Origin of the sequence: Kitasatospora sp. NPDC097643 (assembly GCF_040302625.1) — a bacterium.
Taxonomy (GTDB): domain Bacteria; phylum Actinomycetota; class Actinomycetes; order Streptomycetales; family Streptomycetaceae; genus Kitasatospora.
On sequence record NZ_JBEOSA010000068.1, the window covers coordinates 1 to 15,040 of the forward strand.

Genomic DNA, 15,040 nt, shown 5'->3' on the forward strand with positions numbered 1-15,040 from the left:
TCTACCTGTTCGGCACCCCCGGACAGGACCGCTTCTGGTTCATGTGGGACGACCTCGTCCGCGGCGCCATCGGCGCCATCGTCCTCGTCGACACCCGCCGCCTCGCCGACTGCTTCCCCGCGCTCGACTACTTCGAGAACAGCGGCCTGCCGTTCGTCGTCGCCCTCAACGGCTTCGACGGGCACCAGCCGCACACCCCCGACGAGGTCCGCGAAGCGCTCCAGCTCGGCGCCGACACCCCCGTCATCACCCTGGACGCCCGCCGGCGTGACAGCGCCAAGAGCGCGCTGATCACCCTCGTCGAGCACGCCCTCCTCGCCCGACTGCGATGACCGATACGCGTGAGGCCTATGGACCTTCGGGTCCATAGGCCTCGTTCGCGTTGCCCGGCCGGTACGGCCTACTCGGTGGGCTCCAGACCGGCCCGGATCAGGCCGTAGGTGTACGCGTCCTCCAGTGCCAGCCAGGAGGCGGCGACCACGTTGTCGGCGACCCCGACCGTGGACCAGCTGGCCGTGCCGTCGGTGGACTCGATCAGCACCCGGGTCTTGGAGCCGGTGCCGTGCTGGCCCTCCAGGATGCGGACCTTGTAGTCCACCAGCTCCAGCTTGGCCAGCTGCGGGAAGGTCCCCTCCAGCGCGCTGCGCAGCGCCTGGTCCAGCGCGTTCACCGGGCCGTTGCCCTCGCCGGTGGCGATCCGGCGCACGCCCTTGGCCCACACCTTGACGGTGGCCTCGTTGCCCGTGAAGCCGTTCGGGCCCTGCTCGCTGATGGTCCGCCAGGACTCCAGCGTGTAGAAGCGGTCCCGGCGCCCGCGCACCTCGTCGCGCAGCAGCAGCTCGAAGGAGGCGTCGGCGGACTCGTAGGTGTAGCCGAGGTTCTCCTGCTCCTTCACCCGGGCGACCACCCGGCCGGCCAGGTCCCGGTCGGTGGAGAGGTCGTAGCCGAGCTCCTTGCCCTTGAGCTCGACGGAGGCGCGGCCGGCCATGTCGGAGACCAGCATCCGCATGGTGTTGCCGACCCGCTCGGGGTCGATGTGCTGGTACAGGTCCGGGTCGACCTTGATCGCGGAGGCGTGCAGGCCGGCCTTGTGCGCGAAGGCCGAGTAGCCCACGTAGGGCTGGTGGGTGGAGGGGGCCAGGTTGACCAGCTCGGCGATCGCGTGCGAGATCCGGGTCATCTCGGCCAGTCGGCCCTCCGGCAGCACCCGCCGGTCGTACTTGAGCTCCAGCGCGCCGACCACCGGGAACAGGTTGGCGTTGCCGACCCGCTCGCCGTAGCCGTTGGCGGTGCACTGCACGTGGGTGGCGCCGGCGTCCACCGCGGCCAGGGTGTTGGCCACCGCGCAGCCGGTGTCGTCCTGGGCGTGGATGCCCAGCCGGGCGCCGGTCGCGGCCAGCACGTCGGCGACAGTCTCCCGGACGCCGGCCGGCAGCATCCCGCCGTTGGTGTCGCAGAGCACCACCACGTCCGCCCCCGCCTGGTGGGCGGTCCGGACCACCGCCAGGGCGTACTCGCGGTTCGCCCGGTAGCCGTCGAAGAAGTGCTCGCAGTCGATGAACACCCGGCGCCCCTGGGAGCGGAGGAACTCGACGCTGTCCCGGACCATCTCCAGGTTCTCGTCCAGGGTGGTGCGCAGCGCCAGCTCGACGTGCCGGTCGTGCGACTTGGCGACGAGGGTGATCACCGGGGCCCCCGAGGAGACCAGCGCGGCCAGCTGCGGGTCGTCCGCGGCCCGGCCGCCGGCCCGGCGGGTGGCGCCGAAGGCGACCAGCTGCGCGTGCGCCAGGTCGAGTTCGGCGGCGGCCCGGGCGAAGAACTCGGTGTCGCGCGGGTTCGCCCCGGGCCAGCCGCCCTCGATGAAGCCCACCCCGAACTCGTCCAGGTGCCGGGCGATGGCCAGCTTGTCGGCCACCGTCAGGTTGATCCCCTCCCGCTGCGCGCCGTCGCGCAGGGTGGTGTCGAACACGTGGAAGCTGTCGTCGGTACGGCTGACCTCGGTCATGACCCTGGGTTCTCCGTTTCGGGGAGGTTGGTACTGCTCTGCCGGATCTGCATCCCGGCTCCACTGTCCAGCATCCCGCGCGCGGCCCCGGTGTCCCTGGACCCCTTGTGGGGGTTCCCGGCCGGTCCGGGGGCTGTGTCGGGGCCGTGGCCCAAACAAAAAGACCCCTCGCGGGTGCGAGAGGTCTGCGCGCGGGTCTGGACGCTGGTGGTCGCTCCGCATCGGGTACTGCGGGAGCGGTCACTGCGGACCGGCGCGCCTGCTGCTAATAATCAGCGAAAGCGAGGACACGCTGGCAGTCTGGCACAGGCTCCGGGATCCGGCCCGCCCGTCTCGCGATGCGAAACGGCGCGGGCCGGGGCCGGGACCGGCGGTCCGCAGATCAGACGATCTTGTGCAGCCAGCCGTGGGTGTCGGCGGCCTGGCCGCCCTGGATGGCCAGCAGGGCCTTGCGCAGCTCCATGGTGATCGGGCCCGGCTCGCCGGTGCCGACGGTCCAGTCGGCGGCGGCCGACTTCACCGAGCCGACCGGGGTGATCACGGCGGCGGTGCCGCAGGCGAAGACCTCGGTCAGGGTGCCGTCGGCGTTGGCCTGCTGCCACTCGTCGGTGGAGATCTTCCGCTCCTCGACCGCGTAGCCGAGGTCGGCGGCGAGCTGGAGCAGCGAGTCACGGGTGATGCCGGGCAGCAGCGCGCCGGACAGCTCCGGGGTGACGATCTTCGCGTCCTTGCCCTCGCCGAAGACGAAGTACAGGTTCATGCCGCCCATCTCCTCGACCCACCGGTGCTCGGCGGCGTCGAGCCAGACGACCTGGTCGCAGCCCTTGGCCGCGGCCTGGGCCTGGGCCACCAGCGAGGCGGCGTAGTTGCCCGCGCACTTGGCGGCGCCGGTGCCGCCGGGCGCGGCCCGGACGTACTCCTTGGACAGCCAGACCGAGACCGGCTTGACGCCGCCCGGGAAGTAGGCGCCGGCCGGCGAGGCGATGATCATGAAGAGGTAGGAGTTGGCCGGGCGGACGCCCAGGCCGACCTCGGTGGCGAACATGAACGGACGCAGGTACAGGCTCTGCTCCGGCTCGTTCGGCACCCACTCCTGCTCCTGCTGGACCAGCAGCTCGACCGCCTCGACGAAGGTCTCGACCGGCAGCTCCGGCATCGCCAGCCGGCGGGCCGAGGCCTGGAAGCGGGCGGCGTTCGCCTCGGGGCGGAAGGTCGCGATGGAGCCGTCGGTCTGGCGGTAGGCCTTGAGGCCCTCGAAGATCGCCTGGCCGTAGTGGAGCGTCATGTTCGCCGGGTCGATCTCCAGCGGCGCGTACGGCGCCAGCTGCGCGTCGTGCCACCCCACGCCCTCGGTCCAGCGGATGGTGACCATGTGGTCGGTGAAGACGCGACCGAACCCGGGGTTGGTCAGCCGGGCCTCACGCTCCGCTGCCGACAGCGGGTGGGCGGAGGGCTTGAGGTCGAACGTGATGGGCGCCTGGGTGGGCGTGCTCATGGCTGTTTCCTTCACCGTGGGGTAGGTCGGGGCCGCCACCGCCGGTGGAACGTTCCGGCGGGAGAACACCTGAACGGACGCACAACGGCACGGCCCACTGTCGATACTCGCATCCAGAGGGCCGTGCCGAACAGTTGCCAGCTCCTTGGAGAGCTGCAAGCTGCGGTTATGCGGTCCGGCCCGCCGGGCCGGAACCTTGTTCGGATCCGGCCTCGTCAGCCGGAACTCCGCTCGTTCGGATCCGGCCCGCTACCCGGATACTCGGCCGGCGAGCGCGTCGCCGACCTGGGAGGTGCTGCGGGTGCCGGTCCGCTCGGCCAGGTCCGCGGCGACGGCGGCCTCGACCTTGGCGGCCTCGGCGGCGAAGCCCAGGTGCTCCAGCAGCATCGCGACCGACAGCACGGTGGCCGTCGGGTCGGCCTTGCCCTGGCCCGCGATGTCCGGCGCCGAACCGTGCACCGGCTCGAACATCGACGGGAACTCCCCGCCCGGGTTGATGTTGCCGCTCGCGGCCAGGCCGATGCCACCGGTCACGGCGGCGGCCAGGTCGGTCAGGATGTCGCCGAACAGGTTGTCCGTGACGATGACGTCGAAGCGCTCCGGCTGGGTGACGAAGAAGATCGTCGCCGCGTCCACGTGCAGGTAGTCGGTGGTGACCTCCGGGAACTCCCGGCCGACCTCCGCGAAGATCCGCGTCCACAGGTGACCGGCGTGCACCAGCACGTTGTTCTTGTGCACCAGGGTCAGCTTCTTGCGCGGCCGCGCCTGGGCCCGCCGGTAGGCGTCGCGCACCACGCGCTCGATGCCGTACGCGGTGTTCAGGCTGACCTCGGTCGCCACCTCCTGCGGCGTCCCGGTGCGCAGCGTCCCGCCGTTGCCGACGTACGGGCCCTCGGTGCCCTCGCGGACGACCACGAAGTCGATCTCCGGCTCACCGGCCAGCGGGGACTTCACCCCCGGGAACAGCCGGCCCGGCCGCAGGTTGATGTGGTGGTCGAAGGCGAACCGCAGCTTGAGCAGCAGACCCCGCTCCAGCACGCCCGACGGCACGCTCGGGTCGCCGATCGCGCCCAGCAGGATCGCGTCGTGCGACTTCAGCTCGGCCAGCACGCTGTCCGGCAGCGTCTCACCGGTCCGGTGGTAGCGCCGGGCCCCGAGGTCGTACTCGGTGGTCTCCAGCTTGACGTCGGCGGGGAGGACGGCGCCCAGGACCTTGAGACCTTCGGCCACCACTTCCTGGCCGATGCCGTCACCCGGGACCACTGCGAGACGAATGGTGCGAGACATGCTCGGACCCTACTCCGGTGTCCCAGACCCTGACACCTCACGTCCACTATTCGGACGCGTCAGGTCAGGTCGATCTCGATCGGGAACGGCTGCTCGACCTTCAGCTGCTCGTGGTAGATCCCGGTCGGGAAGTACCTCCTGGATGCGGGCTCCAATTCGAACGTGTAGACGACCGGGCGGCCCTCATCGCACTCGACGCGCCAGAAGTGGCGAATACCGGCGGCGGCGTATTTGCGCGGCTTGATCTCCCTGTCGCGCTCACGGGATTCCTCCGCGACGACCTCGACTGCAAGCAGCACGTGCTCAGCAGCGAACGTGCTCTGAAGGTAACCCGTATCCGACTCCTCGTGGACAACAAGAATGTCCGGCTCCGGCCGGTTCCGACGGTCCAGCGTGACCGTCATCTCCGGCCACACCTCCCAACCCGCTGGAACAGCCCTCTCCAGTCCCCGCTCCAGCAAGCGCTTCGCCCTCACGTGGAACTTCGTCTGCGGACTCACGAAGATCAGGCTCCCGTCGATCAGCTCGGTGTGCGGCGGGAGATCAGGCAGCCGGTCAAGGTCCTCTGCGGTGTAGCCACCAGCAGGAGGCCGAATCCAGTCGGGGTACGGCGCGATGCTCATGGTTCCTCCCATACGGGCATCCTGGCGGCCCTCTCGGGCTACTCGGCAAAGCCTCCTCGGACGCCACCCCTTCGACGGAGCGCGTGCGCCGGAATTCGCGCCGGGGGCGTGCTTATGGTGGCGGGGTCGGGCAGTCCTCGGGGAACGGGTGGAGCGCGCATGGCCGTGCGGCGGCGGGAGGTGCTGGCCTGCGGGGGTGCGGCGGCGCTGGCGATGGGCGGGTACGGGCTGGCGGTCGCGCTGCACGGGACGTGGCCGGCCGGGGTGAGCGAGATCGCCGTCCCGTTCCACGCCCGGCTGTGGGACCTGGTGCACGGGCGGGCCACCGGGGACCTGCTGTTCAACTGGAGCAGCGGCTACGGCGTCCCCTTCCTCGCCGACTTCTTCGCCTACCTGATGAACCCGCTCTCCTGGCCGACCGTGCTGCTCCCCCGCGACCAGGGGCGGCTCGCCGTCCTGCTGGTCGCCCTCGGCAGCATCGGCCTCGGCACCGCCCTGATGACCCACCTGCTCGGCCGCGTGCACCCCGGCCCGCGCTGGCTGCGGGCGCTCGCCGCCGTCGGGTACGGGCTCTGCGCCTGGGTGCTGGACGTCGGCGGGGCCGCGCCGATGCTGCTCTGGGGCCTGGTCTCGCTGCCCCTGCTCGGCCTCGCCGCCGACTGGTGCCTGCACGAGCGCCGCTGGCTGGCCGGCACCCTGTGCGTCGCGCTGGCCTGGGCGGGCAACCTGTACACCGCCGCGCTGGCCACCCTGATGGCCGGGCTCCTCCTGACCGTCCGCCTGTTCGCCACCCCGAGGCCGTTCCGCCACCGGGTCCGGGTGACCGGCCGGGCGGTCACCATGGCCACCACGGGGGTGCTGCTCGCCTCGCCGGTGCTGTTCGTCGCCGTCCGCGCCGCCCGCACCGCCCAGCCGGAGTCCCCGGTGCAGCCGCTCGGCCCGTCCGGGCTCGGCGGGCACCTCGCCCAGCTGCTGCCAAGCACGCACGGCGGGCGGCCGGTGCCGGACGTCGCGATCGGCCTGTTCGGGCTGCTGCTGGTGTGCGGGCTGCCGTTCAACCGTCGGGTGCGGGTCCGGGAACGGGCGGTCTGGTGCGGGACGCTGGTGCTGGTGGTGCTGAGCTTCGTCTGGACCCCGACCGTGCTGGTCTGGCACGGCCTGGCGATCCCGGCCGGCGGGCCGTACCGGGCGGCGTTCGTGCTCAGCGGCCTGCTGGTGCTCGCCGCCTGGGTCTCGCTGGCGCACCGGCCGGACCTGCTCACCCTGCTGGGCGGCGCCGCCGTGGTCGCGGTGATCGCCGGGCTGGCGGCGGGCCGGCACTCGGTCCGCACCTCCACCTGGGTGCTGCTGACCGTCGGCGGCGCCGTGCTGCTGACCGCGCTGTGGACCCTGGACCGCCGGCACGCCGACCGCCGGGCCGCCGCCCTCGCCACCTGGGTGCTGGGCGGCGCGGTGCTCGGCAACGCCGTCTGGTCGGGGCACGCGGCGCTCGACGCCGCCCCGGACGGCGGGCCCTCGCCGGCCGCGCTCCGGGCCGGGCGCGCGGCGGTCCGGCAGGGCGCCGACTGGCCGGCCGGCCGCAGCGACCCCGGCCCGCACGCCTTCACCGTCAACGACCCGCTGCTGGTCGGCGGCCAGGGCGGCGGCTACTTCAGCGGCTACCTGCCGACCGTCGCCGCCCTGCTGCTGCACGACCTCGGCGCCGGCTGGACGGCCGGCGGGCGGCAGACCGCCAGCGTCACCGACCCGGTCGGGCAGGCCCTGTTCGCGGTCCGTGCCCACCTGGCCGACGGGCCGCCGCCGGCGGGCTTCACCCCCGGCCGGGCCGCCGCGCCGCCGCTGGTCACCGTCCTGCCGGCGGGCAGCCGGCCGGACACCTCCTCGGTCTGGTCCCGGCAGGAGTCGCTGCTCGGCAGCCAGGTGTACGACGCCCCGCTGCCCGTCCCGGCCGGCGGTCCGGTGCCCACCCTGCACGGCACCAGCGGCTGGTCGGTGCCCGGCGGCGACGAGGGCACCGTGTTCACCGCCGCCTGCACCCCGGGCGGGACGGCCTACTTCCACGGGGTCTGGTACCGGGGGACGGTGAGCGGCCTCGGCACCGCCTACCGCAGCGACGGCGAGCAGCCCACCACCGCCGTCCCGATCCACCTGCTGGGGCCCGTCCCGGCGGACGGGGTGGTCCGGGTGACGCTGCGCCCGGACACCGTCAGCCAGGTACCGGCCCGCCCGATCGGCTGCCTGCGGCCGGGCGCGCTGGCGGCCGCCGTCGCCCGCGCCACCGCCACCGGCGCCACCCGGGTGACCACCGGCGGGCACAGCCTGACCGCCACCCTCCCGGCGGGCTCCACCGGCACCGCACTGCTCTCCGTCCCCGCCACCGAGGGCTGGACCTGCGCGGCCGGCCGCGGCCACGCCGCGCCGCCGACTCCGGTCCTGGGCATGATCGGCGTCCCGCTGGGCTCCGGCAGCGACCGGGTCAGCTGCTCCTTCCGCCCGCCGGGCCTCACCGAGGGTCTGATCGTCGGCTCCGCCACCGCCGCCGCCCTCGCCCTGGCCGCCGCCGTCACCCGCCTCTCCCGCCGCCGCCCGCACCGGCCGGCCACCCCGGCCCCGGCACGGCCCGCCGTGGCCGACGAGCAGGCACCCCGCTGATCCCCCCGGACCTGGAAAGGGGCGGTCCCGCCGAGGTCGGCGGGACCGCCCCTTTCCCCTCGGAGCCTCAGGGCAGGGTGACCACCTGGGTGCGGCGGTCGGCCGGGTTGAGGTGGTGGAGCAGGAGCAGGCGGGAGGTGTCGCCGGCCCTGCGGTGGATGTCGAGGACGGTGCCGGGCTGGACGGGGGCGGCCACCGCGGTGGGCCCGCCGAGGCCGGCGCGGACGTCGAGGGCCGGGTGCAGGACGTCCACGGGCAGTGCCGGGCGGGTGCCGCGCAGCCCGATCGCGGAGTAGGCCTCGGCCGGGTCCGGCGGCCCGGGGGCGACGGCGCTGGTCCAGACGCCGTAGTGGACGGTGCTGTGCCCCTCCCGGATGCCCGGCAGGGCGCTCAGCCGCACCGGGAGGACCAGCGCGTCGCTGTCCAGCAGCGCGGTGTCGGTGTCCCCCCAGCGGGCGTTGAGCGGCTGGACGTCGAGTTCCGCGCCGGTGCGGGCGTCGAGCGCCCGGGAGACCAGGACGTCGCTGCCGCGCAGCCGGTCGGCCTTGAGCAGGACGTCGGTGGTGCCGTCCCCGTCGGTGTCGAGCGAGACCCGCACGCCGTAGAGCCCGACCGGGGTGGCGGCGGGGGCCCAGAGCCGGGCGCCGACGTACAGCTGGTCGGCGGAGACGGCCGCGCCGACGGCCCGCAGGTTGGCGGCCCGGTCGCCGGGGTGTTCGACGCAGACGTCCTGCGGGGAGTCGGCCGGATCGGCGGCGTTCTCGGGCCGGATGCCCGCGCCTGGCCCGGCGGCGACGCCGCTGCCGGGCGGGCAGTCGGCCCAGCGGGCGCCCTCGCCGCCGAGCGCGAAGGCGCTGAGGAGTCCGGGCCGGTCGCCGGGGGCGGAGCTGCCGCCGAGCGCGAGGAGGGTGCCGTCCCGTCCGGTCCGGGCGGCGGCGGTCGCGGTGAGGTCGGGGGCGGGCCGCGGGGCGGCGAGGACGGGCACCCGCAGCTGCGGCAGGGCCGGGTCGGTGACGGGGGTGAGCAGGACCCGGCCGGAGAGTTCGGCGCGGTAGCTGCGGGCCCGGCCGCTCTGCACGGGGTCGATGGTGGGGTCGGGCGCGCGGCCCAGCTCCCCGGGGACGGCGAGCGTCACCCGCACCCGGGCGGTGCCGCCGGCCGGGACGTCGACCTGGCCGGGCGTCACCTCGAACCGGGCGCCGGGCAGTTCGGTGGCGGCCGCGTAGCCGGTGCGGTACGTCAGCGGCCGGTCGGCGTGGTTGCGCAGCTCGATCTCGCGGACCAGCGCGGTGGGCCCGCCGACCTCGACCGGGCCGTAGGAGACTCCGACGGCGCCCTCGGGTGCGCCCTCGCCGGCCGCGTAGGCGACCACGGGGGTGTGGACGGCCCGGTCGACCTGGGCGCGGCCGGCCCCGGTGCGTTCGGGACCGTAGACCGGGCCGCTGTGGTCGTCGCCGAGCCAGGTGTCGCCGGCGGTGTTCATCAGCGCGGCCTTGAGCTGTTCGACTGGCCAGTCCGGGTGGGCGGCGCGGACCAGGGCGGCGAGCCCGGCGACGTGCGGGGTGGCCATCGAGGTGCCGTCCTCGCGCTGGCCGCCGGTGCCGCTGCCGACCAGCGCGGACCAGATGGTCTCGCCGGGGGCGGCGAGGTCGGGCTTGACCACGCCGGGGACGCCGATGCCGCGCGAGGTGAAGTCGGTGAGGGTGTCGACCCGGCCCGGCTGGTCCTGCGAGACGGAGCCGTGCAGCTTGTTGCCCGCGGCGGCGAGCCGGACCTGGACGGGCCCGGCGGCCGCGGCCTGCCGGAGCCGTTCGCCGTCGGTGTGGGCGAGCAGGGCGGCCGGGATGCGCTCGTTGCCGGCGATCTCGGCGAGGTGGTCGGTGTCGGCGGTGTAGAGCGCGCCGATGGCGCCGGCGTCGGCGGCGTGGTCGGCGCGCGGCCCGGAGTTGCAGGGGCGTTCGGACTCGCGGGTGCGCCAGGCGAGTACCGCGATCTTTCCGGCGAGCCGCTGCCGGTCGGCTTCGCTGAAGGCGGTGCAGCCGTCCGACTGGTCGGCGGGCAGGGCGAGTTGGCCGCTGACGTCGGTGGTGGACCAGCCCTGGTAGCGCTCGCTCCAGTGTGCCGGGACGACCCCGGCCAGGGCGGCGGGGGCGAGCACGGTGAGGCCGTCGGCGTCGCTGTGCGGGTCGACGGAGGCGGCGACGGCGACGGCCCGGGCGGCGGTGCCGGGGCTGCCGCCGATGCCGTACACGTCTCCGTCGTTGCCGGCCGCGGCGACCACGACGGTGCCGAGCGCGGCGAGCCGGTCGACGGCGAGGGCGTCGGTGTCCTCGGGGCCGCCGAAGTGGCTGCCGAGCGAGAGGTTGACGACGTCGAGGCGGTCGCCGAGGTCGCCGTCGCCGTTGGGGTCGGCGGCGAGGTCGAGCGCCTGGGCGAGCCGGTCGGTGGAGCCCTCGCAGCCGAAGACCCGGATCGCGTACAGCCGGGCGCCGGGGGCGGCACCGGGGCCGACCTTGAAGGCCTTCGGGTCGAGCCCGGCCCGGTAGGGGCCGGTGTACGGGTGGCCGTCGGCGGTGACCCCGTAGCCGGCCGCGGTGCCGGCGACGTGGGTACCGTGCCCGTTGCGGTCGCAGTCGAGCGGGTTGTCGCTGGGGTGCGGGACGGGCTGGTGGTGCGGGGAGGACGGGTCGGGGTTGTAGTCGTCGCCGACCAGGTCCTTGCCGCCGATCACCTTGGCGTTGGGGAACAGGTCGGGCGGCGCGGGCTTGCCGCGTTCGACGGAGCGGAAGGCGGCCTCGGTGCCGGGGCCGCCGAAGTCGGCGTGGGTGTAGTCGATGCCGCTGTCGATGATGCCGATCCGCACGCCCTGCCCGGTGTTGCCGTCGACGACGTCGCCGGAGGAGCCGGAGGTACCGGCCCAGACCTGCGGGGCTCCGGTGACGGGGACGGAGTAGGCGTTGTCCCGCTGCTTGCGGACGATCGGGTGCACGGCCAGCACGCCGGGCAGCGCGCGCAGGGCGGGCAGCCGGTCGGCGGGCGCGTCGACGGCGAGGCCGGTGAGCAGGGTGCGGGTGCGGTAGAGCTCACGGGTGGCGGGCGCCACCCGGTGGACGGCCTCGGCGAGCCGGTCGAGGGCGTCGCCGGCCCTGGCCCGCTGGCCGGCGCCGGCCCGGGCGGCCTCCCGGCGGACGTCCTCCGGGGAGCGCTGGGCCCGCCGGGCCCCGTCGGCGGCGCGCCGCCAGGCGGGCCCGGCCGCCTCGGTGGTGAGTTCGAGCAGGACGGACGCCGTCCGGCCGGGCCCGGGCGGTCCGGAGGTCGGCGGACTGCCGGTCGCCGGGGTGGCGGCGAAGGCCGCGGTCCCGGCCACCAGGGCGAGGGTGAGGCCGATCGGGGCGGCGGTTCGGCGGACGACGGACGGCAGGCGCACTGGGTTCTCTCCCCCGGCAGGGGGACTGATCCGCACACCGTGTCGCTGACGCCCGCCCGCGCGGCCGTCGATCACCCTTCCGGGGGCCCCAAATTAGGATGATCGCGCCGGTGAGTGCGAGCAACTTCCCTCGGACGGACGCCAGTTGCACTCTACGGAGTGATCCGGCGACCGCCCGGGCGGCCTAATCGGCGGATGAACGCCCGGCCCGGCGCCACCTCGCCACAACCGCCTCGGGAAGCGCCCGAGCCCCTCAGTGGTGGCCGGTCACGCCACCGTTGTCGCGGCGGTCCAGCGAGCGCTGGAGGGCGGCGGCGGCGAAGGGGTTCCGCTCAGTGGCCCGACGGCGGCGCGGGGCGCGGACGGCGGCGGCGGTGGGGGCGGGAGTGGCGTGGCGGTCGGCAGTCGGGGGCATACCGGGCTCCTTGGAAGCGGCGCGCACGGAGGCGCGACAAATGGTGGAGGGGGTACGCGCGGGGGCAGGGGTCGCCTGCCCGTGGGGGCGCACGCACACACGGGCCGCGCGCCCTGGCTACAGGGGCGGCACACCGTATGGCTTCCTCCACGGTACGGCCCGACCCCGGCCGTGTCTGCACGAATACTTGGATTTCCTAGTATCTGAGACGGGACTCACCCGGAGGAACGCAACGGGGCCCGGACCGCCGGTGAACGGCGGTCCGGGCCCCGGGGGCCGTCAGGCTCAGCCCAGGTCGACCGACCGGGCGAAGCGGGCGCCGATCTCGGCGGCGATCGCGGTCAGGACATCCTGCGGGATCTCGCTGTCCACGGTGATCGAGGCCAGCGCGCCGCCGCCGTCGCGGGCGACCTGCATGCCGGCGATGTTGATGCCGGCGTCGCCGAGGTGCTTGCCGAGGACGCCGACCACACCGGGGCGGTCCTCGTACTTGAAGAAGGCCATGTGGTCGGTGAGCGCCACGTCCACGTCGAAGGCGTCCACGCCGACGATCTTCTGGGTCTGCTTGGGGCCGGCCAGCGTGCCGGAGATGGCGATCTCCTCGCCGTTCGCGAGCGTGCCGCGCACGGTGATCACGTTGCGGTGCTCGGGGCTCTCGCTGGAGGTGGTCAGGCGGACCTCGACGCCGCGCTCCTGGGCGAACAGCGGGGCGTTGACGTAGGACACCGTCTCCGCCACCACGTCCTCGAACACGCCCTTCAGCGCGGACAGTTCGAGCACCTTGACGTCGTGCTGGGTGATCTCGCCACGGACCTCGACGTCGAGGCGGACGGCCACCTCGCCGGCCAGCGCGGTGAAGATCCGGCCCAGCTTCTCGGCCAGCGGCAGACCCGGGCGCACGTCCTCGGCGATCACGCCGCCCTGGACGTTGACGGCGTCCGGTACCAGCTCGCCGGCCAGCGCGAGGCGGACCGACTTGGCGACGGCGATGCCGGCCTTCTCCTGCGCCTCGTCGGTGGAGGCGCCCAGGTGCGGGGTGGCGACCACGTTGTCGAAGGCGAACAGCGGGGAGTCGGTGCACGGCTCCTTGGCGTACACGTCGAGGCCGGCACCGGCCACCCGGCCGTCGCGCAGGGCGCTGGCGAGCGCCTCCTCGTCGACGATGCCGCCGCGCGCGGCGTTGACGATGCGCACGCTCGGCTTGACCTTGTGCAGTGCCTCGTCGCCGATCAGGCCGATCGTCTCGGGGGTCTTGGGGAGGTGGACGGTGATGAAGTCCGAGACCTCCAGCAGCTCCTCCAGGGTGACCAGCTTGACGCCCATCTGGGCGGCGCGGGCGGCCTGGATGTAGGGGTCGTACGCGACGATCTTCATGCCGAACGCGGACATCCGCTGGGCGACCAGGACGCCGATGCGGCCGAGACCGACGACACCGAGGGTCTTCTCGCTGAGCTCGACGCCGGTGTACTTGTTGCGCTTCCACTCGCCCTGCTTGAGCGCGGTGTTGGCCGGCGCGATGTTGCGGGCGACGGAGATCAGCAGGCCGCAGGCGAGCTCGGCGGCGGTGACGATGTTGGAGGTCGGCGCGTTGACGACCATCACGCCGGCCTTGGTGGCGGCGGCGACGTCCACGTTGTCCAGGCCGACACCGGCCCGGGCGACCACCTTGAGCTTGCGGGCGGCGGCCAGCGCCTCCGCGTCGACCTTGGTGGCGGAGCGGATCAGGATCGCGTCGACGTCGGCGATCGCGGTGAGCAGCTCGGTGCGGTCGGCGCCGTTGCAGTGACGGATCTCGAAGTCGGGACCGAGGGCGTCGACGGTGGCGGGCGAGAGCTCTTCGGCAATCAGAACGACGGATTTGCTCACGACAGTGTGTCCTTAACTGTCCGGTTCCCCCGGCACGAAGGTGGCGTGTAAGGGCGGGGGAAGGTGGCATGCCGCGTAGGTAGACGCACGACGCTGTGGGCCTGACGCGCACTCGGAAGTGTATCGACGGGCGGAGTACGAGGCTGCTCCCGTCCGGCGAAATCACCCGGACGGGAGCAGCCTACTTGTACAAGGCCCCTACGGAATGGGGACGTACGGGGGCGGGAAGGCTCAGGCCTTCTCGTTGACCCAGCTCATCAGCGAGCGCAGCTTCTTGCCGGTGGTCTCCAGCAGGTGGTCCTCGTCGGCCTTCTTGTACTCGTTGTACTTGGGCAGACCGGCCTTGTACTCGGCGATCCAGGTGTTGGCGAAGGTGCCGTCCTGGATCTCGGCGAGGACCTTCTTCATCTCGGCCTTGGTGGCGTCGGTGATGATGCGCGGGCCGGTGACGTAGTCGCCCCACTCGGCGGTCTCGGAGACGGACCAGCGCATCTTCTCCAGGCCGCCCTCGTACATCAGGTCGACGATGAGCTTCAGCTCGTGCAGGCACTCGAAGTAGGCGATCTCCGGCTGGTAGCCGGCCTCGACCAGGGTCTCGAACCCGGCCTTCACCAGGGCGGCGGTGCCACCGCAGAGGACGGCCTGCTCACCGAACAGGTCGGTCTCGGTCTCCTCGGTGAAGGTGGTCTTGATGACGCCGGCCTTGGTGGCGCCCAGGCCCTTGGCGTAGGAGAGCGCCAGCTCGAAGGCCTTGCCGGTGGCGTTCTGCTCGACCGCGACGATCGCGGGGACGCCGCGGCCCTCCTCGTACTGGCGGCGGACCAGGTGGCCCGGGCCCTTCGGGGCGACCATGCAGACGTCGACGTCCGCCGGGGGCTTGATGAAGCCGAAGCGGATGTTCAGGCCGTGGCCGAAGAACAGGGCGTCGCCGGACTTCAGGTGCGGGGCGATGTCGGCCTCGTACACGTCGGCCTGGATCGGGTCCGGCACCAGGATCATGATGACGTCGGCCTCGGCCGCGGCCTCGGCCGGGGTGACGACGCGCAGGCCGGCCTCCTCCGCCTTGGCACGGGACTTGGACTCCGGCTTCAGGCCGACCCGGACGTCGGCGCCGGAGTCGCGCAGGGACAGCGCGTGGGCGTGGCCCTGGCTGCCGTAGCCGATGACCGCGACCTTGCGGCCCTGGATGATGGACAGGTCGGCGTCGTCTTCGTAGAACAGCTCGGCCACGGGGGCACATCTCCTTGCGTGTTGGTGCCGGGTACCTCGG

Annotated in this window: 10 protein-coding genes; 2 read left to right on the forward strand and 8 right to left on the reverse strand. The window is 73.6% G+C overall.

All coding sequences use genetic code 11. The features are described 5' to 3' along the window. The coding region (locus tag ABTY15_RS32100) for a GTP-binding protein (protein WP_350603142.1) at positions 1-332 on the forward strand (332 nt) is incomplete at its 5' end. Positions 333-400: 68 nt separating this feature from the next. On the opposite strand, the gene cimA is transcribed toward ABTY15_RS32100, so the two are convergent. The 4 genes from cimA to ABTY15_RS32120 all read right to left on the reverse strand — a co-directional run bounded on the left by cimA (position 401) and on the right by ABTY15_RS32120 (position 5,410). Next, entirely contained in the window at positions 401-2,005 is a 1,605-nt protein-coding gene (cimA, locus tag ABTY15_RS32105) for a citramalate synthase (RefSeq protein WP_350603143.1), read from the reverse strand. A 382-nt stretch (positions 2,006-2,387) separates the two neighbouring features. Then, positions 2,388-3,500 (reverse strand): branched-chain amino acid aminotransferase, encoded by a 1,113-nt coding sequence (locus ABTY15_RS32110; RefSeq protein ID WP_350603150.1) that lies wholly within the window; start codon positions 3,498-3,500, stop codon positions 2,388-2,390. A gap of 249 nt (positions 3,501-3,749) precedes the next feature. Continuing rightward, the gene (locus ABTY15_RS32115) at positions 3,750-4,787 is read right to left on the reverse strand and encodes a 3-isopropylmalate dehydrogenase (RefSeq protein ID WP_350603151.1); all 1,038 of its coding nucleotides are present in this window, start codon (positions 4,785-4,787) and stop codon (positions 3,750-3,752) included. A 59-nt stretch (positions 4,788-4,846) separates the two neighbouring features. Beyond that, complete coding sequence (locus tag ABTY15_RS32120; RefSeq protein WP_350603155.1) at positions 4,847-5,410, reverse strand: Uma2 family endonuclease; 564 nt, start codon at positions 5,408-5,410, stop codon at positions 4,847-4,849. 159 nt (positions 5,411-5,569) lie between these two features. Here ABTY15_RS32120 and ABTY15_RS32125 point away from each other — a divergent pair, with 159 nt between their 5' ends. Further along, complete coding sequence (locus tag ABTY15_RS32125) at positions 5,570-8,062, forward strand: YfhO family protein (RefSeq protein WP_350603157.1); 2,493 nt, start codon at positions 5,570-5,572, stop codon at positions 8,060-8,062. Between the two features lie 67 nt (positions 8,063-8,129). Here ABTY15_RS32125 and ABTY15_RS32130 read toward each other — a convergent pair whose 3' ends face one another. The 4 genes from ABTY15_RS32130 to ilvC form a co-directional block, all read right to left on the reverse strand. Beyond that, on the reverse strand, positions 8,130-11,489 hold the full coding sequence (locus ABTY15_RS32130) for a S8 family serine peptidase (RefSeq protein ID WP_350603159.1): 3,360 nt from the start codon (positions 11,487-11,489) through the stop codon (positions 8,130-8,132). A gap of 253 nt (positions 11,490-11,742) precedes the next feature. Beyond that, positions 11,743-11,904 carry a hypothetical protein gene (locus ABTY15_RS32135; protein ID WP_350603161.1) on the reverse strand — a complete coding sequence of 54 codons (162 nt, stop codon included), beginning with the start codon at positions 11,902-11,904 and terminating at the stop codon, positions 11,743-11,745. A 285-nt stretch (positions 11,905-12,189) separates the two neighbouring features. Further along, entirely contained in the window at positions 12,190-13,770 is a 1,581-nt protein-coding gene (serA, locus tag ABTY15_RS32140; protein ID WP_350603166.1) for a phosphoglycerate dehydrogenase, read from the reverse strand. Positions 13,771-14,001: 231 nt separating this feature from the next. Further along, positions 14,002-15,000, reverse strand: a complete 999-nt coding sequence (ilvC, locus tag ABTY15_RS32145; protein WP_350603170.1) for a ketol-acid reductoisomerase — start codon at positions 14,998-15,000, stop codon at positions 14,002-14,004. Positions 15,001-15,040 lie beyond the last annotated feature (40 nt).

Coding starts and splice junctions, on each gene's coding strand:
- cimA (WP_350603143.1), bottom strand. CDS start 2,005: ATGACCGAGGTCAGCCGTACCGACGACAGCTTCCACGTGTTCGACACC.
- ABTY15_RS32110 (WP_350603150.1), bottom strand. CDS start 3,500: ATGAGCACGCCCACCCAGGCGCCCATCACGTTCGACCTCAAGCCCTCC.
- ABTY15_RS32115 (WP_350603151.1), bottom strand. CDS start 4,787: ATGTCTCGCACCATTCGTCTCGCAGTGGTCCCGGGTGACGGCATCGGC.
- ABTY15_RS32120 (WP_350603155.1), bottom strand. CDS start 5,410: ATGAGCATCGCGCCGTACCCCGACTGGATTCGGCCTCCTGCTGGTGGC.
- ABTY15_RS32125 (WP_350603157.1), top strand. CDS start 5,570: ATGGCCGTGCGGCGGCGGGAGGTGCTGGCCTGCGGGGGTGCGGCGGCG.
- ABTY15_RS32135 (WP_350603161.1), bottom strand. CDS start 11,904: ATGCCCCCGACTGCCGACCGCCACGCCACTCCCGCCCCCACCGCCGCC.